The following is a 22,587-nucleotide window of genomic DNA, read 5'->3' as shown; positions in this document are numbered from 1 at the left end:
ATTCCTTACATATCCCATACGAGTAAGGATATAGGCCTTCTTGGCTTACCCCGCCAGTTCCTTCAGTCCGAGCCGGATGAGCTTGGCGCTGTCGGCGTCCTCGCCAGCATCCTTGAGCGCGGCGGCAACCGCCCCGGCCGCCTGATCGCGCCCATAGCCGAGATTGGTCAGCGCCGATACGGCGTCGGCAACTGGCGCGGGCGCGACGCCCTCGCCCAGTTCCTGCGACAGGCCGATCGATGAGGCGAGTTCGCCCGCCAGTGCCGGCGCACGGTTTTTCAGTTCGGTGACGATTCGCTGCGCGACCTTCGGCCCGACACCCGGCGCGCGGGCGACCATCGCCTTGTCCTGCAACGCGACTGCATTGGCGAGGTCGGACGCCGCCAGCGTCGAAAGGATCGCCAGCGCAACCTTCGCACCGACGCCTTGCACCGTCATGAGCAAGCGGAACCATTCGCGTTCCAGACCTGAACCGAAACCGTAGAGCCGGATCATATCCTCGCGCACGATGGTCTCGATCTGCAGTACCGCCGCTTCGCCCTCATGCAGCGACGACAGCGTGCGCATCGGACAATGCGCCACATAGCCGACGCCATGCACATCGAGGATCACATGATCGTCGGCGATCTCGTCGACTGTACCCTTCAACCGCCCGATCATGAGTGTTGTTCCTCCGCAGGTGCGATCAAGTCGAGACCTGGAAAATAAGTCCGGTAGCGCCGCCCGTCGCGTGTCAGCAGGCGATGACCCATCACATAGGCATGCGCACCGATTAGAAAATCCGGAAGGGTCCGTTCTCTTGCTCCGCCCGCCTGGCGATAAACATGAAATGCCCGGCCAGCAACGAAACCGGCCTCCCAAGGGAGGTTTTCGCGATTCAGTTCGAGCGCGGCGAGCGCATCGTCCGCGGCCTCCATGGTTTCGAAGCGCACCGAAAACTCGCTGAGAACGATCGGGTTGAGGATAAGGCGCTCTCCCGCAAGCTCCTCCAGATTTTCCCTGGACCATCGATACCAGACAGGATCGCAGGACGAGATGTCGATCAGTATGTTGGAATCGACAAGAACGGCCCGTTCATCCACGGGTCGCATCCATCACATCGTCTGTCGAGATGGACGGATTGCCCGTTCCCGTCAGCGCGTCGAGCGCTTTGCTGAAGCGTCGAACCCTTAGCGCGATGGCCTCACGGCTGGCTCCATCGCTCGGCTCGACGATCAAACGTCCACCCTCGAAACTGATCCGAACCTCCGAATTGGGGGCAATACCCGCTGCTTCCCGCAGCGCCTTGGGCAGTGTGATCTGACCCTTCTCCGATACGCGCATGGCGAGGCTCCAAGGAAGTAAGAATTATTCGGAAAATATCTTACCAATTGGAACACGTCAAGAACAGATGTCTAGATCGCCCTCATCAGCGCCTTGCGCGCAGCGTCGCCGACCCGATTGTTGGCATGACAGATCGCGATGGCGAGCGCGTCGGCGGCATCGTCGCTGTCATAGCGCGCTTTGGACATCAGAACGCGCAGCATCATCTGGATCTGCTTCTTGTCGCCATGGCCGACGCCGATCACGGCCTTCTTCACCGCATTGGGCGCATATTCGGCGACCGGCAGCCCGGCCCGCGCTGGCACCAGCATGGCAATCCCGCGCGCCTGGCCAAGCTTCAATGTCGCGCCGGCATCCTTGTTGACGAAGGTGATCTCGACGCTTGCCTCATGCGGCTGCCACGCATGAACCACTTCCGAAAGCCCATCATGCAACTGGCAAAGCCGGCTGGCCAGATCGGCCTTGCCGTCGGATGTGATCGTGCCGGCCGCAACGAAACGCAGCGACGAGCCGAGGCTCTCCACCACACCCCAGCCCATGCGGCGAAGGCCGGGATCGATGCCGATAATGCGAATCGGTGATTGCGCCATAGCGGGACTGTGCTCCATGACGAAAATCATCGCCAGAGAGTGTGAACAAAAAAGAAACAAAATTCACGGAAATCGTTCCGACCCGCCGCGTCGACGACGTGAACCGATTGCGGCAGGTTGCCGCGCAGCCGGCACGGCGCTCGGCAGAACCGGCCGGCCCTAACGGCTGAACGCAGTTCGAAGCAGGTCCATCTGCGCGCCGACCGGATTTTCCGCATCCAGATCCTCAAGGTCGGCGCTTTGGCCGTAAAGTTCCGCATCGACGCGTTGGACGAGCCGCTGCAACGACAGCGACCGGTCGACGAGATCCAGAAATTCTTCGCTCAGGCCATCCCATCCCGGCGCGTTTCGGTCGGAAACCGCCGCGTCGAGATTGACCTTCTTCTTTTCCGTGGCCACCTGCTCGCGCGTCATTTCGCCGGCATTGGCGGCGCGCTGCAGAAGAAGCCATGAGGCAATTTGCATCAGCCGCGTGGTCAAACGCATGGATTCTGCGGCATAGAGCGTGGCGGACACCTGGCTCAGCTGGCGAGCCGCAGTGCGACCTTCGCCGTCCAGATAGCCCGCCGCATCTTCCACAAGGGTCATGCCCGTCGCGTAGAGTTCGCGGAACGAATCGGAAAAGATTCGCCGTTCGGCCAGTCGCACGGTTTCACCGCCCTGTCTGTTGCTGTCATTCATTCGGTGTCGCCCCGTCCCGCCGCTCAATCCGTCCGCCATGCCGCCCTTCGGTCACGCGGTCGAGCGAAATTGACCCATGAGGGTGCCGACGGCAAGCATAGCATTAAAGAACAGTTAACGCCGGGGGAAAACGGGGAGTTCCCTCCCATCGCCGGATAAAAAAAAGGCCGCTCGCGAGGAACGGCCGTAGAAATCTTACAGGGAGCGTCAAACGGAAGGAAAGAACCATCCGGATGAAACCGGCGTGAACCGGATGAAAACAACATGCCGGCAAAAGGTTAACAAAGGCCTAACGAGAGTCGATTTATCAACCTTTTCGATTCCGGCCTTGGAAAGGATTGGGGCAACCAGATCCGCAGCCCCCGCCGATGTTCGCCATCAATCCCGGCTGCGCAGCCGAAACTTCTGGATTTTGCCCGTCGAGGTCTTCGGGATCTCCTCGAAGATGAATGCTTTCGGCACCTTGAATCGCGCCAGCTTTTCCGTGCAGTGCCGTTTCAGAGCCGCCTCGTCGGCCTCGTGGCCGGGTTTCAGTTCGACATAGGCAATCGGCGTCTCGCCCCATTTTTCGTCGGGCCGCGCCACCACGGCACAGGTGGAAACGGCCGGATGGGTATAGAGCGCATCCTCCACCTCGATGGAGGAAATGTTTTCCCCACCCGAAATGATGATGTCCTTGGACCGGTCCTTCAGTTCCACATAGCCGTCCTCGTGGAGTACGCCCAGATCGCCCGAATGGAACCAGCCGCCGGCAAAGGCCTCGGCGGTGGCTTCGGGATTTTTCAGATAGCCCTTCATCACGATATTGCCGCGGAACATCACTTCGCCCATCGACTGGCCGTCTGCCTCGACCGGCTGCATCGTGTCGGGATCGATCACCGTCATGTCTTCCAAACCAGCATACCGAACGCCCTGACGGGCCCTCTTGGCCGCCCGCGCGTCGCGGTCCAGATCGTCCCACTCGGCCTTCCATTCATTGACGACCGCCGGGCCGTAAACCTCCGTCAGGCCATAGAGGTGCACGACGTTGAAGCCGGCATCCGCCATCGCGGCCAAAACGGCTCCCGGTGGCGGCGCGGCGGCCGTGTTGAAGGTCACATCCTGCGGAAAATCACGCCGCTCGGCGTCGGGCGCGTCGATCAGTAGGCTCATCACCACCGGCGCACCGCACAGATGGGTCACGCCATGATCGGCGATGGCGTCGTAGATCGGTTTGGCCCGCACCCAGCGCAGACACACATGGGTCGAACCGGTCAGCGCCAGCGTCCAGGGGAAGCACCAGCCATTGCAGTGAAACATCGGCAAGGTCCAGAGATAGACCGAACCGTTGCCCACCGCCGCATGAACCGTATTGTTATAGGCCATCAGGCTGGCGCCGCGATGATGGTAGACCACGCCCTTCGGATTGCCTGTCGTGCCGGACGTATAGTTCAGCGCGATAGCGTTCCATTCATCGTCCGGCAGCGACCATTCGAAATCGGCATCGCCCTCCTCGACCAGCGCCTCGTAATCCAGCGTGCCGATGGTATCGCCCTTCGGATAGGGCGCGTCCTCATCATAGTCCGGATCGTCGTAATCGATGACGAGCGGCTCGACGCTGGCCTGTGCGAGCGCGTCCTTCATGACGGCGGAAAACTCGCGGTCGACGATCACAGCCTTCGTCTCGGCATGGTCGAGCTGAAAGGCGATGATGGCGGCGTCGAGCCGCGTGTTCAGGCTGTGCAGCACTGCCTTGGCCATCGGCACGCCCATATGGCATTCCAGCATGGGCGGCGTGTTGGACAGCATGACCGTGACCGTATCGCCCTCGCCGATCCCCCGCTGTTGCAGAGCGCTGGCGAGCTTGCGGGATCGGGCGTAGAATGTCCGGTAATCGCGGCGCAGCGATCCGTGGATGATGGCTGTCCGGTCGGGCCAGACTTCGGCGGCGCGCTTCAAGAATGAGAGCGGGCTCATCGGCTGATAGTTGGCCGCGCATTTGTCGAGTCCGATTTCGTAAATGCTGGTCATGGTCTGCTCCCTCCTCTGGCGCTGCCGCAACGACAATAGGCCGGCACACGGCAACCGCAATCGTATAAGTGTATGACCTTCGAATGAAATCGCCGGTATGGGAACGCCTGTGGCGTGCCACCTTTCCTTCGGCATGGAAGAACAATCGCCTTGATAAGGCCACGAAGCCCGGTCCAAGAGGAGGCCAAAATCGATCGGCCCGAGGAGATCATGACCGATACGCCATCCGACCGCTGCCGCCTTGTCCTCATGACCCCGCCCATGGCGGACGACCGGCAATTGATGACCGCCCTCCGTTCCGCCCTGTCCGGCGGCGACGTTGCCTCACTCATCCTTTCTGCGGGAGAGCGGCAGGAGCAGGCCTTCCAGGCCCTCGCCGAAGAGGTGGTGGCCTTGGCCCATGAACGCGGCATCGCGGTGATGATTGCGGACGACACGCGCATTGCGGGCCGGTGCAACGCCGATGGCGTCCATCTGGAAGAAGCCCGCGCAACCATGGCCGAAACCATGGAGCGCTTCGACGGCAAGCTGATGTTCGGCGCAGGTGGGGCGAAAACCCGCCATGAGGCGCTCGAACTCGGCGAAGCCCAGCCCGACTACCTCTTTTTCGGGCGCATTGGCTACGACAACAAGCCGGAACCGCACCCTCGCAATCTGGCCATGGCCGAATGGTGGGCGCAGATGGTCGCCATTCCCTGCGTCACGATGGGCGGCACCGTTCCCGAAAGCGCGCTGGCGGTGGCGCAGACTCGCTCCGACTTCGTGGCGCTGTCGTCGGCCGTTTTTTCCGGCCCGGAAAGCCCGGCCGAACGGGTAGCCGCCATCAACGAAATGCTGGACGCCGAGGCGCCCCGTTTCACCGAGGAGGCGGATGGATGAAACGCCCGCTCGTCGCACTGCTGCTGCTCTGCGCCGGCCTGCCCGTCGCACAGGCCGAGCCGGCAGGGCGCGTCGACCGGACCGATGTTGCGGCAGGCGATGCCAATGGGCGGCCGTTTTCGACCGAGGGCAAGCCGAATGGCGCGAAGCTTCCGACGGGCCAGCAGAAGGGCGATCTGACAAACGAGATCGATGAACGCCGCTTCGGCGAAAAGCCGGAGGACGTCGCTTTCACCGCCTTTCAGCTCGGACGGTTCCTGACAGCGCTTCGTCTGGCGACGCCGCTCGCCCGGAGCGGCAATCCGGCGGCACAGACATTGCTCGGCGAGATCTATGCTGGCGGGCTCGGCGTGCCGGCGGACCCGAAAAGAGCGGCCGGGTGGTACGCCCGCGCCGCCGAGGCCGGCGTTCCTGCCGCGCAGTTTCAATATGCGCTGATGCTGCTGGACGGCGAATATGTCGAGAAGAACGAGTCCTTCGCCGACAGGCTATTGAAGCAGGCTGCCGAAGGCGGCAATGCCAACGCGCAGTTCAACTACGCGCAACGCCTTCTGAGCAATAGCGGCGCCAAGGCGTTGACCGAGGCTGTGAAGTGGTACGAGGCGGCAGCGCTCCAGGGCGTGCCGGACGCGCAATATGCCTACGCCAACTGGCTGTCCGGCGAGATCGACGGCGTCAGCCGCGACATGGGTGAAGCCCGCAAATGGCTGGTCAAGGCCGCCAATGGCGGCATGGCGGCCGCCCGGGTGGAACTCGCCACATGGCTGTTCTCAGGCAAGGGCGGCGAGCGCGATTTCGACCGTGGTTTCGACCTGCTGCGGCAGACCGCCGCCACCGGCAATGTCGCAGCGCAGAGCCAGCTCGCAAAGGCTTATATCTACGGCTATGGCGCCGAACCCGATACGGTCGAGGCGGCCAGCTGGTACATTACCGCCCGCCGGGCGGGGTTGCGCGATCAGGAACTGGACGATCTGATGGACGGGCTGTCCGAAGAACAGAAACAGCAGGCGCTGCAACGCGCCAATCGCCGCTGAAACGATCGGAAGCGTCCCGGTCTTGTTTCGGCGGCCGTTTTGGGCCATTGGACGGCCCCGACAGCGCACAATCTCCAACCGATGGCTACCCGATGAAAATCAACGGCAATGAAATCCGCCCTGGCAATGTGATCGAACACAATGGCGGGCTCTGGGTCGCGGTGAAGACCAACCATGTCAAACCTGGCAAGGGCGGTGCCTTCAACCAGGTCGAACTGAAGAACGCCATCGACGGCACCAAGCTGAACGAACGCTTCCGTGCGTCCGAAACGGTCGAGCGGGTGCGCCTTGAGCAGAAGGACTTCACCTATCTCTATGCTCAGGACGACATGCTGATCTTCATGAACAGCGAGACCTACGACCAGCTCGAACTGTCGCAGGACTTCGTCGGCGACCGCGCCGCTTTTCTGAAGGACGGCATGACCGTGACGGTCGAACTCTATGAGGAAAAACCGATCGGCATATCGCTGCCCGATCAGGTGACGCTCGAGATCGCCGAAGCCGATCCGGTGGTGAAGGGTCAGACCCAGTCCTCGTCCTATAAGCCCGCCGTCTTGGAAAATGGTATTCGCATCCTCGTGCCGCCTTTCATCGGCGCCGGCGAGAAGATCATCGTCGACACCAACGACATCACCTATGTCAGCCGGGCGAACTGATCCGCTCCTGCGGCATCGTTAAAGATTGACGGCGAAGGCCGGGGTCTTGTGCTACCCCTTTGCCGATAAAGAAGAGTTCGAAAGGACATCATGGCCCGTTCAGCACTGATGAATGTGATGGTCGGCGCCGCCGCCAAGGCCGGCCGCCGTCTGGCGCGGGATTTTGGCGAGGTCGAGAACCTGCAGGTTTCGGTCAAGGGACCGGGCGACTTCGTGACCAAGGCCGATCTCGAAGCCGAGAAGACGATTTACGACGAACTGTCCCATGCCCGGCCCGATTTCGGTTTTCTGATGGAAGAGCGCGGCGAGGTGGAGGGCAAGGACGCCTCGCACCGCTGGATCGTCGATCCGGTGGATGGCACGACCAACTTCCTCCACGCCATCCCGATTTTCGCCATCTCCATTGCGCTGGAGCGCGAAGGTCAGATCGTCGCCGCCGTCGTCTACAATCCGATCATGGACGAGCTCTACACGGCCGAGAGAGGCAAGGGCGCCTTCTTCAACGATCGCCGCCTGCGCGTGGCCAATCGCCGGCACATGACCGACGGGCTGGTATCGCTGTCCATTCCCCATCTCGGCCGCCCCGATCATGCCGGCGCCAGCCGGCAATTGCGCAATCTGATGGCCAATTCCGGCGGCATCCGCTCCGTCGGTTCCGCCGCGCTCGATCTGGCCTGGGTCGCCGCCGGGCGCTTCGATGCGGTCGTGCAACAGAACATCAAGCCGTGGAATATCGCCGCGGGCATGATGCTGGTGCGCGAAGCCGGCGGCTTCGTCTCCGACATTCACGGCCGCGACGACATGTTCGGCACCGGCACGATCCTCGCCGCCAATGAGCGGCTGATCGGCGAACTGGAGCGGACGGTCAACAAGGGGCTTTAGGACACACGCAAAAGCGCCGGTTGGGTTTCCGCTATGCAAGCCCATATAAGCGTGTAAGATTCGCCGCCAGAAGGGCAAGCGCCTCACGGGCGGAAGGAGGAAGCCGCGATGGCGGTGACAGAAGACGATCTAACGGCGGAACGGCCGCCCCGCTCATACGATCCGGCCCGGCTTTCCTCGCCGCGGGTATTCCTTCTGTCGATGGTGATTTTCCTCATCCTCTTCGGCTTTCTGGTCGCCATCCTGTCGCGGCAGATCATCTCCGCCTTCATGACCAATCCGGGGCTGAACGGCCTTATTCTCGGCGTCCTCATCGTTGGCATCCTGCTCGCCTTCGGTCAGGTGATTCGGCTCTTCCGCGAGGTCGGTTGGGTCAACTCCTTCCGCGATGGTCTGGAAGCCCGGCGCGACCCGGTCCTGCTGGCGCCGATGCGCTCGCTTCTAATGCGCTCCACCGCGACGGCGCTAACCCCGGCGGCCATGCGCTCCATCCTCGATTCGATCGCGACCCGGCTGGATGAGAGCCGCGATGTGATCCGTTATCTCGTCGGCCTTCTCGTCTTTCTCGGCCTGCTCGGCACCTTCTGGGGCCTGCTGCGCACCATCGGCTCCATCGGCGATACGATCCAATCACTCAACCCAGCGGCCACGGCCGGGCCGGACATTCTGGATTCGCTCAAGACGGGTCTGTCCGAACCCCTGTCTGGCATGGGAACAGCCTTTTCCTCATCGCTCTTCGGCCTCGCCGGTTCGCTCGTTCTGGGCTTCATGGAATTGCAGGCCGGACGCGCCCAGACCCGCTTTTACACCGAACTTGAGAACTGGCTTTCATCGGTGACGGCGCTCGATTCCGACCTCGTGCCGGAAAGCACCAGTTCCGACGAGATGCGGGCCATGGCCGAGAGCCTCAAGGGCCTGCAGGAGGGCGGCGCCAGCCCCCGCATGACCAATGCGATGGGCTCGCTCGCCGAAGGCATATCCGGCCTCGTTCGCAATATGCGCGGCGAACAGCAGATGCTGCGCGAATGGATGAACGCCCAGGCGCAGGAACAGCAGAAAATGCGCCAGACACTCGACCGGCTGACCGCAGCGCTGGAAGAGCGCGAGCGGCAGGGCGGCTAAGCGTATGGCTCTGCGGCGGCGCGCACGGTCCACAGTCGATTACTGGCCCGGCTTCGTCGACGCCATGGCCACGCTGCTGCTCGTCTTCACCTTTCTGCTGTCCGTCTACGCCGTCGCGCAATTCATCCTGACCCAGCAGATCCGCGGGCAGGACGACGTGCTGGTGCGCCTCAACAGCCAGATCAGCGAATTGACCCGCCTGCTCGCATTAGAGCGCGCCTCCGGCGCCGACAGCGCCCAGGAACTGGCGGCGTTGCGCGCCAGCCTTACCAGCGCGCAGTCGGACCGGAGCCGCCTGCAGGCGCTTCTCAACGAGGGGGCTGGCGACGACGAACGGGCGGCCGTCCAAATCGACGAACTGTCCTCCGATCTGAATGAGCAGGAAGCCATTTCGGAGCGTGCGCTGAGCCAGGTCGAGATTCTCAACCAGCAGATCTTCGCCCTTCGGCGGCAGATCGCGGCGCTGGAAGACGCGCTCGAAGCGTCCGAAGCCAAGGAGCGGGAGTCCAGCACACGGATCGCCGACCTCGGCCAGCGCCTCAACGTGGCTCTTGCCCGTCGCGTGCAGGAATTGAACCGCTACCGGTCCGACTTCTTCGGACGTCTGCGCGAAATCCTGGAGAACCGCGAAGGCATTTCGGTGGTCGGCGACCGCTTCGTGTTTCAGTCCGAAGTGCTGTTCTCATCCGGTTCGGAGGAACTGAACCCCGCCGGTCAGGACGAAATGGGCAAGCTGGCGCAGGCAGTGAATGAACTGCGCCAGGAGATTCCAGGCGAACTGGACTGGATCCTGCGCGTCGACGGACACACCGACAATGTGCCGCTTTCCGGCACAGGCCGCATCCGCGACAATTGGGAACTGTCCGCCCAGCGCGCGATCGCCGTCGTCAAATATCTCGTCGATCAGGGCGTGCCTGCCGACCGGCTGGCGGCGACCGGTTTTGCCGACAATCAGCCCCTGGCCGAGGGCGACGACGAAGAGGCGCGGCGGCGCAATCGCCGTATCGAGCTGAAGCTCACCACACGCTGACCGCGAGCAGATACGTTACGCGCCGGCGGCACGCTGCGGTGTTTGCCCATTGTCGAACTGTAGGGCGGCAAGGCGGGAATAAAGCCCGTCCCGCGAGGCGAGCGTCCCATGGGTGCCCTCCTCCACCACTCGGCCGTCGTCCATGACGAGAATGCGGTCGGCTTTCAGGATCGTAGCGAGGCGGTGGGCGATCACGATGGTCGTGCGCCCCTCCATCAGCGTTTCCAACGCGGCCTGCACGGCGCTCTCGCTTTCCGCATCGAGCGCGCTCGTCGCTTCGTCGAGCAGAAGGACCGGCGCATCGCGCAGAATCGCCCGCGCAATGGCGATACGCTGCTTCTGGCCACCCGAAAGGGTAACGCCGCGTTCGCCGACAGGCGTGTCGAACCCTTCCGGCATCGCGGTGATGAAGTCTATCGCATTGGCCGCTTCGGCGGCGGCGGCGATCGCCGAAGCGTCGGCGTCGGGACGGCCGAACCGGATATTGTCCGCCACCGAGGCGGCAAAGATCGTGGGGTCTTGCGGTACGACCGCCAGCGCGGCCCGCAAATCGGAAGGCTCGACGCTGTCGATCGGCACGCCATCCAGCCGCACCCGGCCAGCTTGCGGGTCGTAATAACGCAGAAGCAGGCCGAAGATCGTGCTCTTGCCCGCACCGCTCGGCCCGACAATGGCGACAGTCTCGCCCGGCTCCGCCACGAAGGACAGTTCATGGAGGGCCGGCAGGTCGGGCCGCGCCGGATAGGAAAAGGAAACCGCGTCGAAGGCGATGCGGCCCTCGATGTCGGCAGGCAGCTTGACCGGCTTCTCCGGCGCCACGATGCCAGGTGTCTCGTCCAGCAGTTCGACCAGCCGCTCCGCAGCGCCGGCAGCCTGCGACAATTCGCCCCACACTTCCGAGAGAGATCCGAGCGCGCCGGCCGCAAATACGGAGTAGAGAAGGAACTGACCGAGCGTGCCGGGGCTCATTTGCCCGCCCATCACATCGCGCGCGCCAAACCAGAGCACCGCGACGATGGAGGTAAAGATCACGAAAATGGCTACGAACGTCAGAAAGGACCGCGCCTTGATCGACGAGCGCGCCGCCTCGAAGGCCGTTTCCACGGCGCCGGCGAAATAGCGTCGCACGGCAGGCTCGCCATTATAGGCCTGCAGCGTGCGGATCGCGCCGATCTGCTCGGCGGCGAACGCGCTGGCTTCGGCGAGCGTATCCTGTGCGAGGCGGCTGCGCTTGCGCACGCTCCGCCCGAAACCGACAAGCGTCAGCACGATGATCGGAATGACGGCCAGCACCATTGCCGAAAGCTTCGGGCTGGTCACGACCATCATGGTGATGGCGCCGATGACGAGAAGACTGTTGCGAAGGGCCACCGACGTCGTGGCGCCGACGGCGCTCTTGATCTGCGTCGTGTCGGCGGTCAGCCGCGACACGATCTCGCCGCTCTGGTTGAGATCGAAGAAGCCCGGCGAAAGCCGGGTCACATGCGAAAAGACGGATTCGCGCAGATCGGCGACCACCCTCTCACCCAGCGTGATGACGAAATAGTAGCGACCCGCGGACGCCACAGCCAGGAGCGCGGCCATCACGATGAGCATGCCGAAATAGGCGCCGATCAGGCCGCTATTGGCATCGTCGAAACCGTGATCGATCATCCGGCGCACCGCAACGGGAATGGCGAGCGTCGTAAGTGCGGCGAGGGAGAGAAAGACCAGTGCTCCCGCCAGCTTGCCGGGATAGCGCTTGACGAATGGCAGCAACGCCTTCAGTGGCGCCAAACTGCGACGGCGCCTGTCATCCGTTGGAGTTGCCTGCGCCATGATATTTTCCTTTCGAGCCGCGAGCGACTGCTTCGGCCTTGCCCCAAAATCCCGGCTCCTGTATAGGCACGCCGAACGCGCGGGCCAAGGGCGACATTTCGCCAGCCCGCCTTTAGCGGAACAATTTATGGCAGGGCCGTTCCGGAGCATCGCCGAGGCGACTTCGATCCTGTCGAAACGTAGGACTGAAGAGCGCGACAATGAAGGCCGATATCCATCCCGAATACCACACCATCACCGTCAACCTGACCGACGGTACGAGCTATCAGACCCGCTCGACCTGGGGCAGCGAAGGTGACACGCTGAACCTCGACATCGATCCGCGGACCCATCCGGCATGGACCGGCGGCCAGCAGAACCTGGTCGACCGTGGCGGCCGCGTCTCGCGCTTCAAGAACAAGTTCGGCAATCTGGGCATCTGATCGCCGTCTGCCTCACGGCTGACCCGAACGAGAAAAACCCCGGCGCGTCCATCGCTCCGGGGTTATCTTCGTTTGACGGTGTAAAAGTTCGGCGTGGTCAGATCTTGCGTTCGAAAGTGATGTCGCTCGTCACCCGCTCCTTGCCGTTCTGCTTGTCGGAGACGATCTGACGGAAGCTGTCCGGTCCGGTGCGGATAAGCGTCATCTTGGCGACACGATCACCCATGACCACCTTCGGCCAGTGCATCGTCAGTGACATCGTGTCCGGCGCCGTCAGACGGCCCTCGAGACGGGTCGGCCCTTCCTTGAGAGCCAGATAGGTCCCATCGACCTTGCCATCCTTCTTCGGGTTGAGCTGGATGCCAATGGCGCGCTTGAGGAAAAGGGCACCGCATTCGCCGTCGAGCGAGACATCCGCCTGCTCCCGGTCGATCGAGAAGTCGCAGGATACCGAAAGCTCCTTGCCCAGCTTGTCCAGATAGGTGTCGCCCGATCCCGACCAGTCGCCTTCCAGGCTGGACAGAAGCGCGATGTCATTCTGCGGCTTGGCGTCCGGTTCGGCCATGGAAGCCCGCAGGCGTTCGGCGCCGGAATTGATAGCGCCCGCCTTCGGCGCAAAGGATGAGAGCGTCAGCTTTTGTCCATCGTTCAAACCGGCGGCTTCCATACGCTCGCGCTCGTCCTCCCGCGCCTCCTGCACCGCGATATAGTTGTCCGGAGGGCGATCGATCATTTTCTCTTCAAGCCTGTCCGTCGCAAAGGCGGGCGTTGCAAGCGGCGCGAGCAGCAAAGCCGCGCAAATCGTCAGCCGAGAAGGGAAAAGCATGGAACTATGACTTCGATACCAGGGTCCGGGGAGGTGAGGCAAAGATACTGCCGGACGTTCAAGCCGAAATTATGACAGCTTTTTACCGAATGGCATGGGACGGACGGCAAACCGGTACTAACCCTTCGAAATCATTGATCCGACAACCGAACGAGTACGATGACAGAACAGGCCCACCGCATCATTGAACGCTTTCAGTTACAGCCCCATCCGGAGGGTGGCTGGTATCGGGAAACATGGCGCGGCCCGGCTGGCGCGGAAGGGCGGGCGGTCGGCACCGCCATTCTCTTCCTTCTCGAAGCGGATCAGAAGAGCCATTGGCACCGGGTGGATGCGGCCGAACTGTGGTTCTGGCACGCCGGTGGTCCGCTCGAATTGCGTGTGCTGGCCGAAGGCGACGATACGACGTCTGCGCTCCGCCTCGGACCTGAACTATTGGACGGCGACGTTCCTCACGCGCTCGTCCCTGCCAATGCCTGGCAGGCTGCCCGTCCGCTCGATGGGTGGGTGCTGGTCAGCTGCACCGTTGCGCCGGGCTTCGACTTTTCCGGCTTCGAACTGGCAGCGCCGGATTGGGAACCCGGTTGAACGCGCTGTTCGATGAGGGACTGGAAAGTGGGATCGGGCCTGACTAACGGTCCGCATGGCCGAGATCGCGATCCGGATCGATCAGATCGCGTACGCGCTGTTTCAGTTCCTTGGCTTCTGGAAACCGCTCTTCCGCCGCCCTGTCCCAGACACGGCGATTGCCGACGTCGACCGTGAACACGCCACCGGTCGCATCGGGAACCAGCGCCACTTCTCCGATCTCGGTCGCAAAGGTGGAGAGCAGTTCGCTGCCGAGCCAACCGGCCCGGAGCAGCCAGTTGCAGCGCGTGCAATAGGTGATCGCGATACGCGGGCCGTGGCCCGCCTGCGCTTCGACGGACGCGCCGCGATCCTGCCCGACGGGCGCATCCGGTGTAGCGGTCATGACATTACCCTGCTTCGTTCGTGAAATACTGGCCGGACGATACCACCCTGCCTAAGCCGAGAGCTTGGCCATCGTCTCGTCGTCGACTTCGAAATTGGCGTAGACGTTCTGGACGTCGTCATCTTCATCGAGCCTATCGATCATTTTCAGAACACTTTCGGCCTTTTCCTCATCGACCGGCGTCGTGGTTTGCGGCTTCCATATGGCCTTGACGCTCTCTGCTTCGCCGAGGCCGCTTTCCAGCGCGCCGGAAACGTCGCCGATATCCTCGAACGCGCAATAGATTGTATGGCCGTTCTCATCGGACTGTACGTCCTCGGCCCCGGCTTCGATGGCCGCTTCCATCACCGCCTCGGCATCGCCTGCTTCCGCCTTGTAGACGATTTCGCCGACACGCTCGAACATGAAGGCGACGGAGCCGGTTTCGCCCATCGCGCCGCCGCTTTTCGTGAAAGCCGTGCGCACATTCGAGGCGGTGCGGTTGCGATTGTCGGTCAGCGCTTCGACGATGAAGGCGACGCCACCCGGCCCATAGCCCTCATAGCGCACCTCTTCATAGTTTTCGCTGTCGCCGCCGGACGCCTTGTTGATCGCCCGCTGGATATTGTCCTTGGGCATGGACTGCGACTTGGCGTTGTTCACGGCAAGGCGAAGGCGTGGGTTCATGTCGGGGTCGGGCGCGCCCATCTTCGCGGCCACGGTGATCTCGCGCGCCAGCTTGGAAAACATCTTGGAACGGACGGCATCCTGCCGCCCCTTGCGGTGCATGATGTTCTTGAATTGTGAATGGCCGGCCATGGCGGGTCTCCCGTGTCTGCTTCGGGGCGACGTTTCAGCACCACATTCATTCGGCGCGTCAGGCAGCCGGTGGGCGGTCCCCGAAAGTATCTGGATCGGGCGCGCTTATAGTTCATTTGCCCGGGCGAAGAAACCGTGGAAATGATACGAAGATGACAGACGAACCCATTACGATTCCGCCCCTTCCCCTCCATGGCGGCTGCCAGTGCGGCGCCGTTCGCTACCGGATAGAAGAAGCGCCCCTCACCTTCTATCTGTGCCACTGCACCAACTGTCAGCGCCAGTCCTCGTCGATCGCCGGCGCATCCCTCCTGATCCGCCGCCAGGCGCTGGCGCTCCAGAGCGAACCGGCCATCCTTCGCTGGAAGGCCGATAGCGGCGCGGAGAAGTCCGGCGGGTTCTGCCCATCCTGTGGCGTCCGCCTGTTTCACGGCCGTCTCGATGGCGGCCCGGACGATCGCATCACGATCAAGGCCGGGACACTGGACGATACGTCCTGGTTGCGCCCCGTGGGCCATATCTGGGTGTCGAGCGCCATTGGCGGGTTGGACTTCCGCGCCGACGATCTGGTCTATCAGGGCCAGCCGCCCGACTATGAAGAGCTGAAGGCGCGATGGTCGCGCAGACTGTCGCCCTACTCCGCTGGCGTCGATCCCGAAACATGACAATTCGGAAAGGTTGAGCGTCCAACCGTTGCGCCACTCAAGGCTGTATGGTGGTCTCGTCCATCGGTGAATGGAAGGACCCGCCATGCTGAAGGTCGCCATATCGTCTGCCGCCGCTTTGCTGGCCGGATTGCTTCTTGCGCCGGCCACGGCATACGCCGCTCCACCTCTCGAACCGATCGATCCCTCCGCGCAGAAGCAGGCGGCCAGCCGCTGCATGCTCGTTGCCCGCGACCTGCAGAGACAGGCGCTTCCGGTGCAACTGGCGCGGGCGATGCCAGGCGCAATGGATACCCCCCTACAATGGAGCGCCTATGAGCCGCCAGAGATACGCATCCGTTACGCCGGCCACTCCACTTTCGTAATCGAGACGCCGCAGGGGCTGCGGATCGCGACCGATTTCTCCGGTGCGTTCGGCGCACGGCCCCTGCCCGACATCGTCACCATGAACCATGCCCACATCACCCACTGGACGCCTGCGCCCGATCCGGGCATTGCCCATGTTCTGCGCGGCTGGTCGGACGAAAACGGCGCGCCGGCACGGCACTGGCTGGCGGTTGGCGATGCGCTGATCCGCAATGTGCCGACCGACATCCGCCGCGGCGGCGGCATGGAGGTCGCAGGCAATTCCATCTTCATCTTCGAGATCGCCGATCTGTGCATCGGCCATCTTGGACATCTGCACCATCCGCTTACGGATGCCCATCACGCCGCCATCGGACGGCTCGACATCGTTATGGTGCCCGTCGATGGCGGCCTGACCCTATCCACCTCCGCCATGGCCGAACTGGTCGAACGTCTGCAGGCGCGGCTCGTTCTGCCGATGCACCGCCGCTTTTCGCCGATCGAGGATTTCCTGTCCCGAACGCGCGGCAATTTCGACGTGCGGTTCGAGACCGAGGACACGATCGACGTGTCGATCCGGAGCCTGCCGAGGACCCCGACCATCGTGATCCTCAAGGGTGTCTGACACCACATGCGCCTATGCCTGGCACATGCGCTTCGCAGCAGTCTCGTTGCGATAGCGGCTCCACCTCTGACGGCGGCGCTGCTTGAAAGGTCGAACCGTGGCGCCGTCAGATCGGCCCTGCCCGCCGGAGAAATGACCGGCAGGGCTGATCGATCTCTAGCAGATCACTGCGCCGGCGCGCTTGGCGCCTCGGCCTCTGCCGCAGCCTTGGCCCTCTGCCGCTTGCGCCGCGCCAGCATGTTCAGGCCCTCGACCAGCGCGGAGAACGCCATGGCGGCGTAGATGTAACCCTTCGGCACATGGAAACCGAAACCGTCGGCGATCAGCGTCATGCCGATCATCAGCAGGAAAGCGAGCGCCAGCATCACCACGGTCGGATTGGCCGCGATGAAACGCGAGAGCGGATTGGCGGCGATCAGCATGACGATCACGGCGGTGATGACCGCGATGAACATGATCGCCAGCACATCGGTCATGCCGACGGCCGTGATGATCGAATCGATGGAGAAAACCAGATCGAGGATAAGGATCTGCGCGATCGCGGTGCCCATCGTCAGCGTGCCGATCTTTCCCATATTCTCTTTCGGGTCCTCGGGATCGACCGTGTGGTGGATCTCCTTCGTGGCCTTCCAGACCAGGAAGAGGCCGCCCGCAATCAGAATGATGTCCCGCCAGGAAAAACCGTGCCCGAACAGGGTGAAGAGCGGCTCGGTCAACTGCACGATGAAGGAGATCGTCGCCAGAAGAGCCAGACGCATGATCAGCGCCATCGAAATGCCGATCTTGCGCGCGCGGTCCTGCTGGTGCTCAGGCAGCTTGTTGGTCAGGATCGAAATGAAGATCAGATTGTCGATACCGAGCACGATCTCCAGCACGACCAGCGTGATCAGCGCGGCGATGCCTTCCGGCGTTCCGATGTAGGCGAAGGATTCGATGATGGCTTGCATGACAATTCCATTGGTCGTGGGCAATCGACAAATGCGCTATCTAAGCCAGCCGCCCGACGGCTCAAGCACATTTCTTACCAGAAGTCCGGGCGGGCCTCGCCGAGAAGCGGTCCGAGCCGCAACGGCGAGACCTTTTCCGCAAGACCCGTCCGGTCGGAAATTTCGACGCATAACCCACAAACCGTCGCCGGGCCGGTCGCCGCTTCCATCCGCCTTTTCGGCACCTTGGAGAGGAACCGGTTGAGCGGCTCCTCCTTGTCCATGCCGAGCGAGGAATCGTAGTCGCCGCACATGCCGGCATCGCTCTGATAGGCCGTGCCGCCGGGAAGGATCATGTGATCGGCTGTCGGGCAGTGGGTGTGGGTGCCGACCACAACTGAAACCTTGCCGTCCAGAAAATGGCCGAAACAGACTTTCTCGCTCGTCGCCTCGGCGTGGAAATCGAAGATCGCGGCGTCGCAGACTTCGCCGAGCGGGGCATCTGAAAGAATGGATTCGGCGGCGTGGAACGGATCGTCCAGTTCCGGATGCATGAAGACCCGGCCCATCAGATTGGCGACAAGCACCCGCGCGCCGTTCTTCGCTTCATAGAGCCCGCTGCCCCGTCCGGCCGTGCCCTTCGGATAGTTGGCGGGACGCAGGAACCGGTCCTCGCGCGGCGCAAAGCTGAGCGCCTCAGGCTGGTCGAAGACGTGATTGCCGGTCGTCATAACATCGGCCCCGGCAGCCAGCGTGTCATGCAGAATGGCTTCGGTGACGCCGAACCCGCCCGCCGCGTTCTCGCCATTCACCACTACGAAATCGAGGGCATAATCAGAGATCAGCCCCGGCAGCCGTTCGAAAACCGCCATCCGGCCTGTGCGGCCCACCATATCGCCAAGAAAGAGAAAACGCATGAACTCTTCTAAGCGGGCGGATCGAAACGGCGCAAGCCGTTTTCCGTGATAACCGCATCAAGTGGGACATCGTGCCCAGCTGCGGGAATGGCGTCGCATTCCTGCATCGAGAAAGCCAAGCCGATCAGTTGCGGCCCGCGGCCCGCTTCACGCATTCGCGCGATCGCCCTGTCGTAATGGCCGGCCCCGTAGCCGAGGCGATGACCCGCCTTGTCGAAACCGGCGAGCGGCAGAAGAACGATGCCGGGCTGCATGGGCGCGGCGTCTGGCCCCGGCCCAATCGTGCCGAAACCGGTATCGACGAGCGGCGTCTCCTTCGTCATCTCGCGGAACACGATAGTCGTCCTGTCGATGACCGCCGGCAGACAAAGCCGCGCGCCGCGCGTCACGAGCGCATGCATCAGCGGCCGTGGGTCGATCTCCGAGCGGATCGGCATGTAGCCAGCGACGATTTCGCCATCATTCACGCCGATTAGGCTGGCATGGGCGGCGATGGCAGTGGCGCATTCGATCCGAAAGACCGGATCAAGCGCGTCGCGCCTTCGGAGGGCTTCGGTGCGCAATTGCGATTTGTCGGAATGCTTCAAACGCCTGCCCATCCGCCACGCCCGATCGCGCACGATCGGCGGTCGTGCAAAGGAGTGAGCAGACCGCGGCGACCGGTGGCGCGATCGATCCCGGGAACCTACAAGGTAGGTGGGCGCCGTATATCCGGGCCCACGGGCCCGGTCAGGGACAGCTCCCTAAGAGATCAATAAGGCCCCGGAAATGTGTTGGCCTGCCGAGAAGCGCAGTCCGCTCTCCGGCTTATATAGGCTGTTCGCTCAACCACGGAAAGCCCGACGCCGGACCAAAAGGGGCGTGTGAAAAACCGGTCCTTGTGAGAAGCGGTAGCGGCCCCTAATGTCCGCGCCGCCGAAGTGAAGCAAAGGATATACAGCATAATGCGTTTCGAGGGAACCGAAAGCTACGTCGCCGACAGGGATTTGATGGTCGCGGTGAATGCCGCCATCGCACTGGAGCGTCCGCTGCTCGTCAAGGGCGAACCGGGCACCGGCAAGACCGAACTGGCGCGGCAGGTGGCCGAGGCGCTCGGCGTTCCGATGATCGAATGGAACGTCAAATCGACGACGCGCGCCCAACAGGGCCTCTACGAATACGATGCCGTCTCTCGGTTGCGCGACAGCCAGCTCGGCGATCCGCGTTTCGAGGACATCCGCAACTACATCAAGAAGGGCAAGCTCTGGCAGGCTTTTACCGCCGACCGGCGTGTGGTGCTTCTCATCGACGAGATCGACAAGGCCGATATCGAATTTCCGAACGATCTGCTGCAGGAACTCGATCGGATGGAGTTCTTCGTTTACGAACTCGACGAGACCATCCGCGCCAAACACCGACCCATCGTCATCATCACCTCCAACAATGAGAAGGAACTGCCGGACGCCTTCCTGCGCCGCTGCTTCTTCCACTATATCCGCTTTCCCGATCTGGAGACGCTGACCAGAATCGTCGACGTGCATTATCCGGACATCAAGCAGCGCCTTGTCGCGTCCGCTCTCAACCAGTTCTACGAACTGCGCGAGACGCCGGGCCTGAAAAAGAAACCATCCACATCGGAAGCGCTGGACTGGATCCGCCTGCTCGTCGCCGACGATGTCTCGCCGGAGGATCTGCGCGGCGACGCCAAGAATGCCCTGCCCCGCCTGCATGGCGCATTGCTGAAGAACGAGCAGGATGTGCATCTGCTGGAGCGGATGGCCTTTCTGGCGCGACAGCAGGCCCGCTGATCGTCCGCCGGGCTTCCGCAATCGCCGCCGAAGCGGCGGCCCATCGTCCTGCACGCTGAAACGGGGACATTGACGCTGTCTGAAAGGGCGCCTATTTTGGCGTCTGTGGTGATTTGGCCGGCCGGCTTGCAGCCACGTTAAACAACTCGCTAAAATGGCCGTTGCGGATATTCCAAGAAACGGTCGTGGGTGAAGAGCGGGTAGCAGACCAAGCGGCCCGGCCCTGTTCTGGAGTGTACGCCATGCCGATCCGAATTCCCGATACCCTGCCCGCCCGTGAAATCCTCGTCAAAGAGGGTGTCCAGATCATGGATGAAAGCGTGGCCGTCCGGCAGGACATTCGCCCGCTTCAGATCGGCCTGCTCAACCTCATGCCCAACAAGATCGAGACGGAAACGCAGATCGCCCGGCTGATCGGATCGACCCCGCTTCAGATCGAACTCAGCTTGATACGCGTCGGCACCCATCAGGCGCGCAACACCGCCGAAGACCATCTCATCTCGTTCTACTCGACATGGGAGGAGGTGAAGGATCGCAAGTTCGATGGGTTCATCATCACCGGCGCACCTATCGAGACCCTGCCATTCGAGGATGTGACCTACTGGCCGGAACTGCAGCAGATCCTGGACTGGACGACGACGAACGTCCATTCGTCCTTCTTTATCTGTTGGGGCGCCATGGCTGCGGCTCACCATTTCCATGGCGTGCCGAAGCAAGAGCTGGCGCACAAGGCATTCGGTGTCTACCGGCATCGCAATCTCCAGCCATCATCCCCCTATCTTGCGGGGTTCTCCGACGATTTCTCCATCTCCGTCTCACGCTGGACCGAAGTGCGGCGTAGCGACATCGACGAAAGGTCGGGCCTGAAAATCCTGATGGAGAGCGATGAGACGGGGCTGTGCCTTCTGGCGGAAGACTTCGCCAACCGCCTCTATATCTTCAACCACATCGAATATGATCACGGTACGCTGGCTACCGAATATTTTCGCGACCGGGCGGCAGGCAAATCCATTCAGATCCCGGCCAATTACTTCCCCGGAGACGATCCGGAGCGAAAGCCGATCAATCGCTGGCGGTCTCACGCGTTTCTGCTGTTCAACAACTGGATCAACCAGATGTATCAGACGACGGCCTATGATCTGTCAGAAATCGGCAATGGCCGGGAACGCCAGTCCCGAGCGGCATGACCGCCCCGCATCGGCTGTAAGCCTCACCCGGCGCTGACAACCTTGTTGCGTCCGGTTTCCTTTGCCTCGTAGAGCGCTTCGTCGGCCCGTTGCAGAATATTGTCGAAACTGGCGTCGCCGGCCATCCGTTCGGCCACCCCGATCGATGCGGTCACGCAAAGCGGCCCCTTGGCCGTCATCATCACATGATCGGCCAGCTTCTGTCGGAAATTGTCGGCCAGCTGCACGGTCTGGGCCCGATCGCGATCGGGTGCGAGAATCAGAAACTCCTCACCGCCGATCCGGGCAAAGATGGCGGAGTCCAAATTGGAGGTCGCCAGGAAACGATGGCCGATCTCCGTGAACGCCTTCAGGACCTCGTCACCGGTCGCATGGCCATAACAGTCATTGACGTGCTTGAAGTGATCGACATCGATCAGCGCAACCGAAAAGTGCGCCGTTTTCGACCGCTCCATGTAGAGACCGGCCTCGTAGAAGGCGTGCCGCCTGTTATAGGCGCCGGTCAATTCATCTGTGATCGACAGTTTGCGCAGAGAATTTTCGGCCCGCTTCTGGTCGGTAATGTCCTGCAGCAGAATCTGAACGACCGGCAAGCCTTTCCAGGGCAACCGCCCCATGATGACCCGCATCAGCCGTTCGCGGCCCGTCCGCGGCATGACGATGACCATTTCCTGTTCGGTCGTCCGGCCGAGGGCGGTGAAGGCCTCGTCGAACGCCGGCGAACCGGTATCGGAGCCCTGGAAATCGAGGAAATGTTTTCCGATGAGGCTGTTGCGATCCTCCCCCAGAAGGCCGCATGCGCCAGCATTGGCGTAAAGAATGGCGTGCTGGGAGTGGATCAGAACACCGAGCGGCATCGCATCGAGCATGATACCGAGGCGGTCTTCGGTGTCGACCAGCGACGCGCGCGTAATATCCGCCGTTGCCGAGCCTTGCTCGTCACAATCAAAAAGTTCAAACATAACGTCACTGCCCTCTGGCGGTGACACTACGGTTCGACCCTTACGATTCAATTACCCGGCATAAAATTTATCAATTTGAAAGGACAGGCGATTTTTTACTATTTGAAGCGTTCGAGGGCGGCGAAATAG

The 22,587-nt window shown here is 62.3% G+C and carries 26 protein-coding genes, 1 other RNA gene and 1 riboswitch; of the genes, 12 read left to right on the top strand and 15 right to left on the bottom strand.

Annotated features, from left to right (window positions below; translation table 11 throughout):
- Window positions 1-45: 45 nt before the first annotated feature.
- The 6 genes from ruvA to B7H23_RS06850 form a co-directional block, all read right to left on the bottom strand.
- Entirely contained in the window at window positions 46-660 is a 615-nt protein-coding gene (gene ruvA / locus B7H23_RS06875; RefSeq protein WP_094076556.1) for a Holliday junction branch migration protein RuvA, read from the bottom strand.
- Entirely contained in the window at window positions 657-1,091 is a 435-nt protein-coding gene (locus B7H23_RS06870; protein ID WP_094076555.1) for a type II toxin-antitoxin system VapC family toxin, read from the bottom strand. Before B7H23_RS06870 ends, ruvA begins: the two co-directional genes overlap by 4 nt.
- On the bottom strand, window positions 1,075-1,323 hold the full coding sequence (locus B7H23_RS06865) for an AbrB/MazE/SpoVT family DNA-binding domain-containing protein (protein WP_094076554.1): 249 nt from the start codon (window positions 1,321-1,323) through the stop codon (window positions 1,075-1,077). The genes B7H23_RS06870 and B7H23_RS06865 overlap by 17 nt, the downstream gene beginning before the upstream one ends.
- 71 nt (window positions 1,324-1,394) lie before the next feature.
- A complete protein-coding gene (ruvC, locus tag B7H23_RS06860) occupies window positions 1,395-1,913 on the bottom strand; it encodes a crossover junction endodeoxyribonuclease RuvC (protein WP_094076553.1) in 519 nt (172 codons plus the stop codon).
- A 159-nt stretch (window positions 1,914-2,072) separates the two neighbouring features.
- Window positions 2,073-2,594, bottom strand: coding sequence for a protease adaptor protein RcdA (rcdA, locus tag B7H23_RS06855; RefSeq protein WP_094076552.1), 522 nt, complete (start codon window positions 2,592-2,594; stop codon window positions 2,073-2,075).
- Window positions 2,595-2,972: 378 nt separating this feature from the next.
- Window positions 2,973-4,604 carry an acyl-CoA synthetase gene (locus B7H23_RS06850; RefSeq protein ID WP_094076551.1) on the bottom strand — a complete coding sequence of 544 codons (1,632 nt, stop codon included), beginning with the start codon at window positions 4,602-4,604 and terminating at the stop codon, window positions 2,973-2,975.
- Between the two features lie 210 nt (window positions 4,605-4,814).
- On the opposite strand from B7H23_RS06850, the gene B7H23_RS06845 reads away from it, so the two are divergent.
- The 6 genes from B7H23_RS06845 to B7H23_RS06820 all read left to right on the top strand — a co-directional run bounded on the left by B7H23_RS06845 (window position 4,815) and on the right by B7H23_RS06820 (window position 10,207).
- Window positions 4,815-5,483 carry a thiamine phosphate synthase gene (locus B7H23_RS06845; protein WP_094076933.1) on the top strand — a complete coding sequence of 223 codons (669 nt, stop codon included), beginning with the start codon at window positions 4,815-4,817 and terminating at the stop codon, window positions 5,481-5,483.
- A complete protein-coding gene (locus B7H23_RS06840; protein ID WP_094076550.1) occupies window positions 5,480-6,517 on the top strand; it encodes a tetratricopeptide repeat protein in 1,038 nt (345 codons plus the stop codon). The genes B7H23_RS06845 and B7H23_RS06840 overlap by 4 nt, the downstream gene beginning before the upstream one ends.
- Window positions 6,518-6,609: 92 nt before the next feature.
- Complete coding sequence (gene efp / locus B7H23_RS06835) at window positions 6,610-7,173, top strand: elongation factor P (RefSeq protein WP_094076549.1); 564 nt, start codon at window positions 6,610-6,612, stop codon at window positions 7,171-7,173.
- Window positions 7,174-7,263: 90 nt separating this feature from the next.
- Window positions 7,264-8,055: an inositol monophosphatase family protein gene (locus tag B7H23_RS06830; protein WP_094076548.1), complete on the top strand. Its 792-nt coding sequence runs from the start codon at window positions 7,264-7,266 to the stop codon at window positions 8,053-8,055.
- 108 nt (window positions 8,056-8,163) lie between these two features.
- Complete coding sequence (locus tag B7H23_RS06825) at window positions 8,164-9,177, top strand: MotA/TolQ/ExbB proton channel family protein (protein WP_094076547.1); 1,014 nt, start codon at window positions 8,164-8,166, stop codon at window positions 9,175-9,177.
- A gap of 4 nt (window positions 9,178-9,181) precedes the next feature.
- Window positions 9,182-10,207: a peptidoglycan -binding protein gene (locus B7H23_RS06820; RefSeq protein ID WP_094076546.1), complete on the top strand. Its 1,026-nt coding sequence runs from the start codon at window positions 9,182-9,184 to the stop codon at window positions 10,205-10,207.
- Between the two features lie 15 nt (window positions 10,208-10,222).
- Here the strand turns inward: B7H23_RS06820 and B7H23_RS06815 are convergent, their stop codons facing one another.
- Window positions 10,223-12,025: an ABC transporter transmembrane domain-containing protein gene (locus tag B7H23_RS06815; protein ID WP_094076545.1), complete on the bottom strand. Its 1,803-nt coding sequence runs from the start codon at window positions 12,023-12,025 to the stop codon at window positions 10,223-10,225.
- A 200-nt stretch (window positions 12,026-12,225) separates the two neighbouring features.
- On the opposite strand from B7H23_RS06815, the gene rpmE reads away from it, so the two are divergent.
- Window positions 12,226-12,447 (top strand): 50S ribosomal protein L31, encoded by a 222-nt coding sequence (rpmE, locus tag B7H23_RS06810; protein WP_094076544.1) that lies wholly within the window; start codon window positions 12,226-12,228, stop codon window positions 12,445-12,447.
- A gap of 97 nt (window positions 12,448-12,544) precedes the next feature.
- On the opposite strand, the gene B7H23_RS06805 is transcribed toward rpmE, so the two are convergent.
- Window positions 12,545-13,180 (bottom strand): hypothetical protein, encoded by a 636-nt coding sequence (locus B7H23_RS06805; RefSeq protein ID WP_139945436.1) that lies wholly within the window; start codon window positions 13,178-13,180, stop codon window positions 12,545-12,547.
- 252 nt (window positions 13,181-13,432) lie between these two features.
- Between B7H23_RS06805 and B7H23_RS06800 the strand changes: the two genes are divergently transcribed.
- Window positions 13,433-13,861, top strand: coding sequence for a cupin domain-containing protein (locus tag B7H23_RS06800; RefSeq protein ID WP_094076542.1), 429 nt, complete (start codon window positions 13,433-13,435; stop codon window positions 13,859-13,861).
- A 43-nt stretch (window positions 13,862-13,904) separates the two neighbouring features.
- Here the strand turns inward: B7H23_RS06800 and B7H23_RS06795 are convergent, their stop codons facing one another.
- A complete protein-coding gene (locus B7H23_RS06795; protein WP_094076541.1) occupies window positions 13,905-14,246 on the bottom strand; it encodes an Rdx family protein in 342 nt (113 codons plus the stop codon).
- A 51-nt stretch (window positions 14,247-14,297) separates the two neighbouring features.
- Window positions 14,298-15,044 (bottom strand): YebC/PmpR family DNA-binding transcriptional regulator, encoded by a 747-nt coding sequence (locus tag B7H23_RS06790; protein WP_094076540.1) that lies wholly within the window; start codon window positions 15,042-15,044, stop codon window positions 14,298-14,300.
- Window positions 15,045-15,196: 152 nt separating this feature from the next.
- On the opposite strand from B7H23_RS06790, the gene B7H23_RS06785 reads away from it, so the two are divergent.
- Together B7H23_RS06785 and B7H23_RS06780 are read left to right on the top strand one after the other, a co-directional pair.
- The gene (locus B7H23_RS06785; protein WP_094076539.1) at window positions 15,197-15,709 is read left to right on the top strand and encodes a GFA family protein; all 513 of its coding nucleotides are present in this window, start codon (window positions 15,197-15,199) and stop codon (window positions 15,707-15,709) included.
- A gap of 85 nt (window positions 15,710-15,794) precedes the next feature.
- Entirely contained in the window at window positions 15,795-16,679 is an 885-nt protein-coding gene (locus tag B7H23_RS06780; protein ID WP_094076538.1) for an MBL fold metallo-hydrolase, read from the top strand.
- A 164-nt stretch (window positions 16,680-16,843) separates the two neighbouring features.
- On the opposite strand, the gene B7H23_RS06775 is transcribed toward B7H23_RS06780, so the two are convergent.
- The 4 genes from B7H23_RS06775 to ssrS all read right to left on the bottom strand — a co-directional run bounded on the left by B7H23_RS06775 (window position 16,844) and on the right by ssrS (window position 19,322).
- On the bottom strand, window positions 16,844-17,626 hold the full coding sequence (locus B7H23_RS06775; protein ID WP_094076537.1) for a TerC family protein: 783 nt from the start codon (window positions 17,624-17,626) through the stop codon (window positions 16,844-16,846).
- Window positions 17,627-17,700: 74 nt separating this feature from the next.
- A complete protein-coding gene (locus B7H23_RS06770) occupies window positions 17,701-18,522 on the bottom strand; it encodes a TIGR00282 family metallophosphoesterase (protein ID WP_094076536.1) in 822 nt (273 codons plus the stop codon).
- A gap of 8 nt (window positions 18,523-18,530) precedes the next feature.
- Window positions 18,531-19,121 carry a 5-formyltetrahydrofolate cyclo-ligase gene (locus B7H23_RS06765; RefSeq protein ID WP_173861898.1) on the bottom strand — a complete coding sequence of 197 codons (591 nt, stop codon included), beginning with the start codon at window positions 19,119-19,121 and terminating at the stop codon, window positions 18,531-18,533.
- 44 nt (window positions 19,122-19,165) lie between these two features.
- A non-coding RNA gene (gene ssrS, locus B7H23_RS06760) (6S RNA) lies at window positions 19,166-19,322 on the bottom strand.
- A gap of 144 nt (window positions 19,323-19,466) precedes the next feature.
- On the opposite strand from ssrS, the gene B7H23_RS06755 reads away from it, so the two are divergent.
- Together B7H23_RS06755 and metA are read left to right on the top strand one after the other, a co-directional pair.
- Window positions 19,467-20,309, top strand: a complete 843-nt coding sequence (locus tag B7H23_RS06755) for an AAA family ATPase (protein ID WP_094076535.1) — start codon at window positions 19,467-19,469, stop codon at window positions 20,307-20,309.
- 95 nt (window positions 20,310-20,404) lie between these two features.
- Window positions 20,405-20,483, top strand: a riboswitch (SAM riboswitch).
- 68 nt (window positions 20,484-20,551) lie between these two features.
- On the top strand, window positions 20,552-21,496 hold the full coding sequence (metA, locus tag B7H23_RS06750; RefSeq protein ID WP_094076534.1) for a homoserine O-acetyltransferase MetA: 945 nt from the start codon (window positions 20,552-20,554) through the stop codon (window positions 21,494-21,496).
- A 23-nt stretch (window positions 21,497-21,519) separates the two neighbouring features.
- Here the strand turns inward: metA and B7H23_RS06745 are convergent, their stop codons facing one another.
- Window positions 21,520-22,458, bottom strand: coding sequence for a GGDEF domain-containing protein (locus B7H23_RS06745; protein WP_094076533.1), 939 nt, complete (start codon window positions 22,456-22,458; stop codon window positions 21,520-21,522).
- Window positions 22,459-22,587: the final 129 nt, after the last annotated feature.

The organism is Notoacmeibacter marinus (assembly GCF_002238045.1).
Lineage (GTDB): Bacteria > Pseudomonadota > Alphaproteobacteria > Rhizobiales > Rhizobiaceae > Notoacmeibacter > Notoacmeibacter marinus.
Note: the sequence above shows the minus strand (reverse complement) of the source record. Positions and strands in the feature narration are given on the sequence as shown.

Bases quoted from the DNA above. Each gene is read 5' to 3' on its own strand.
- B7H23_RS06820 (WP_094076546.1), top strand. From the start codon at position 9,182: ATGGCTCTGCGGCGGCGCGCACGGTCCACAGTCGATTACTGGCCCGGC.
- B7H23_RS06845 (WP_094076933.1), top strand. From the start codon at position 4,815: ATGACCGATACGCCATCCGACCGCTGCCGCCTTGTCCTCATGACCCCG.
- B7H23_RS06870 (WP_094076555.1), bottom strand. From the start codon at position 1,091: ATGCGACCCGTGGATGAACGGGCCGTTCTTGTCGATTCCAACATACTG.
- B7H23_RS06780 (WP_094076538.1), top strand. From the start codon at position 15,795: ATGCTGAAGGTCGCCATATCGTCTGCCGCCGCTTTGCTGGCCGGATTG.
- B7H23_RS06745 (WP_094076533.1), bottom strand. From the start codon at position 22,458: ATGTTTGAACTTTTTGATTGTGACGAGCAAGGCTCGGCAACGGCGGAT.
- rpmE (WP_094076544.1), top strand. From the start codon at position 12,226: ATGAAGGCCGATATCCATCCCGAATACCACACCATCACCGTCAACCTG.
- B7H23_RS06815 (WP_094076545.1), bottom strand. From the start codon at position 12,025: ATGGCGCAGGCAACTCCAACGGATGACAGGCGCCGTCGCAGTTTGGCG.
- B7H23_RS06840 (WP_094076550.1), top strand. From the start codon at position 5,480: ATGAAACGCCCGCTCGTCGCACTGCTGCTGCTCTGCGCCGGCCTGCCC.
- ruvC (WP_094076553.1), bottom strand. From the start codon at position 1,913: ATGGCGCAATCACCGATTCGCATTATCGGCATCGATCCCGGCCTTCGC.
- B7H23_RS06770 (WP_094076536.1), bottom strand. From the start codon at position 18,522: ATGCGTTTTCTCTTTCTTGGCGATATGGTGGGCCGCACAGGCCGGATG.
- B7H23_RS06800 (WP_094076542.1), top strand. From the start codon at position 13,433: ATGACAGAACAGGCCCACCGCATCATTGAACGCTTTCAGTTACAGCCC.
- efp (WP_094076549.1), top strand. From the start codon at position 6,610: ATGAAAATCAACGGCAATGAAATCCGCCCTGGCAATGTGATCGAACAC.
- B7H23_RS06865 (WP_094076554.1), bottom strand. From the start codon at position 1,323: ATGCGCGTATCGGAGAAGGGTCAGATCACACTGCCCAAGGCGCTGCGG.
- B7H23_RS06775 (WP_094076537.1), bottom strand. From the start codon at position 17,626: ATGCAAGCCATCATCGAATCCTTCGCCTACATCGGAACGCCGGAAGGC.
- B7H23_RS06790 (WP_094076540.1), bottom strand. From the start codon at position 15,044: ATGGCCGGCCATTCACAATTCAAGAACATCATGCACCGCAAGGGGCGG.
- B7H23_RS06765 (WP_173861898.1), bottom strand. From the start codon at position 19,121: ATGGGCAGGCGTTTGAAGCATTCCGACAAATCGCAATTGCGCACCGAA.
- rcdA (WP_094076552.1), bottom strand. From the start codon at position 2,594: ATGAATGACAGCAACAGACAGGGCGGTGAAACCGTGCGACTGGCCGAA.
- B7H23_RS06805 (WP_139945436.1), bottom strand. From the start codon at position 13,180: ATGATCGATCGCCCTCCGGACAACTATATCGCGGTGCAGGAGGCGCGG.
- ruvA (WP_094076556.1), bottom strand. From the start codon at position 660: ATGATCGGGCGGTTGAAGGGTACAGTCGACGAGATCGCCGACGATCAT.
- B7H23_RS06755 (WP_094076535.1), top strand. From the start codon at position 19,467: ATGCGTTTCGAGGGAACCGAAAGCTACGTCGCCGACAGGGATTTGATG.
- B7H23_RS06825 (WP_094076547.1), top strand. From the start codon at position 8,164: ATGGCGGTGACAGAAGACGATCTAACGGCGGAACGGCCGCCCCGCTCA.
- metA (WP_094076534.1), top strand. From the start codon at position 20,552: ATGCCGATCCGAATTCCCGATACCCTGCCCGCCCGTGAAATCCTCGTC.
- B7H23_RS06850 (WP_094076551.1), bottom strand. From the start codon at position 4,604: ATGACCAGCATTTACGAAATCGGACTCGACAAATGCGCGGCCAACTAT.
- B7H23_RS06795 (WP_094076541.1), bottom strand. From the start codon at position 14,246: ATGACCGCTACACCGGATGCGCCCGTCGGGCAGGATCGCGGCGCGTCC.
- B7H23_RS06785 (WP_094076539.1), top strand. From the start codon at position 15,197: ATGACAGACGAACCCATTACGATTCCGCCCCTTCCCCTCCATGGCGGC.
- B7H23_RS06830 (WP_094076548.1), top strand. From the start codon at position 7,264: ATGGCCCGTTCAGCACTGATGAATGTGATGGTCGGCGCCGCCGCCAAG.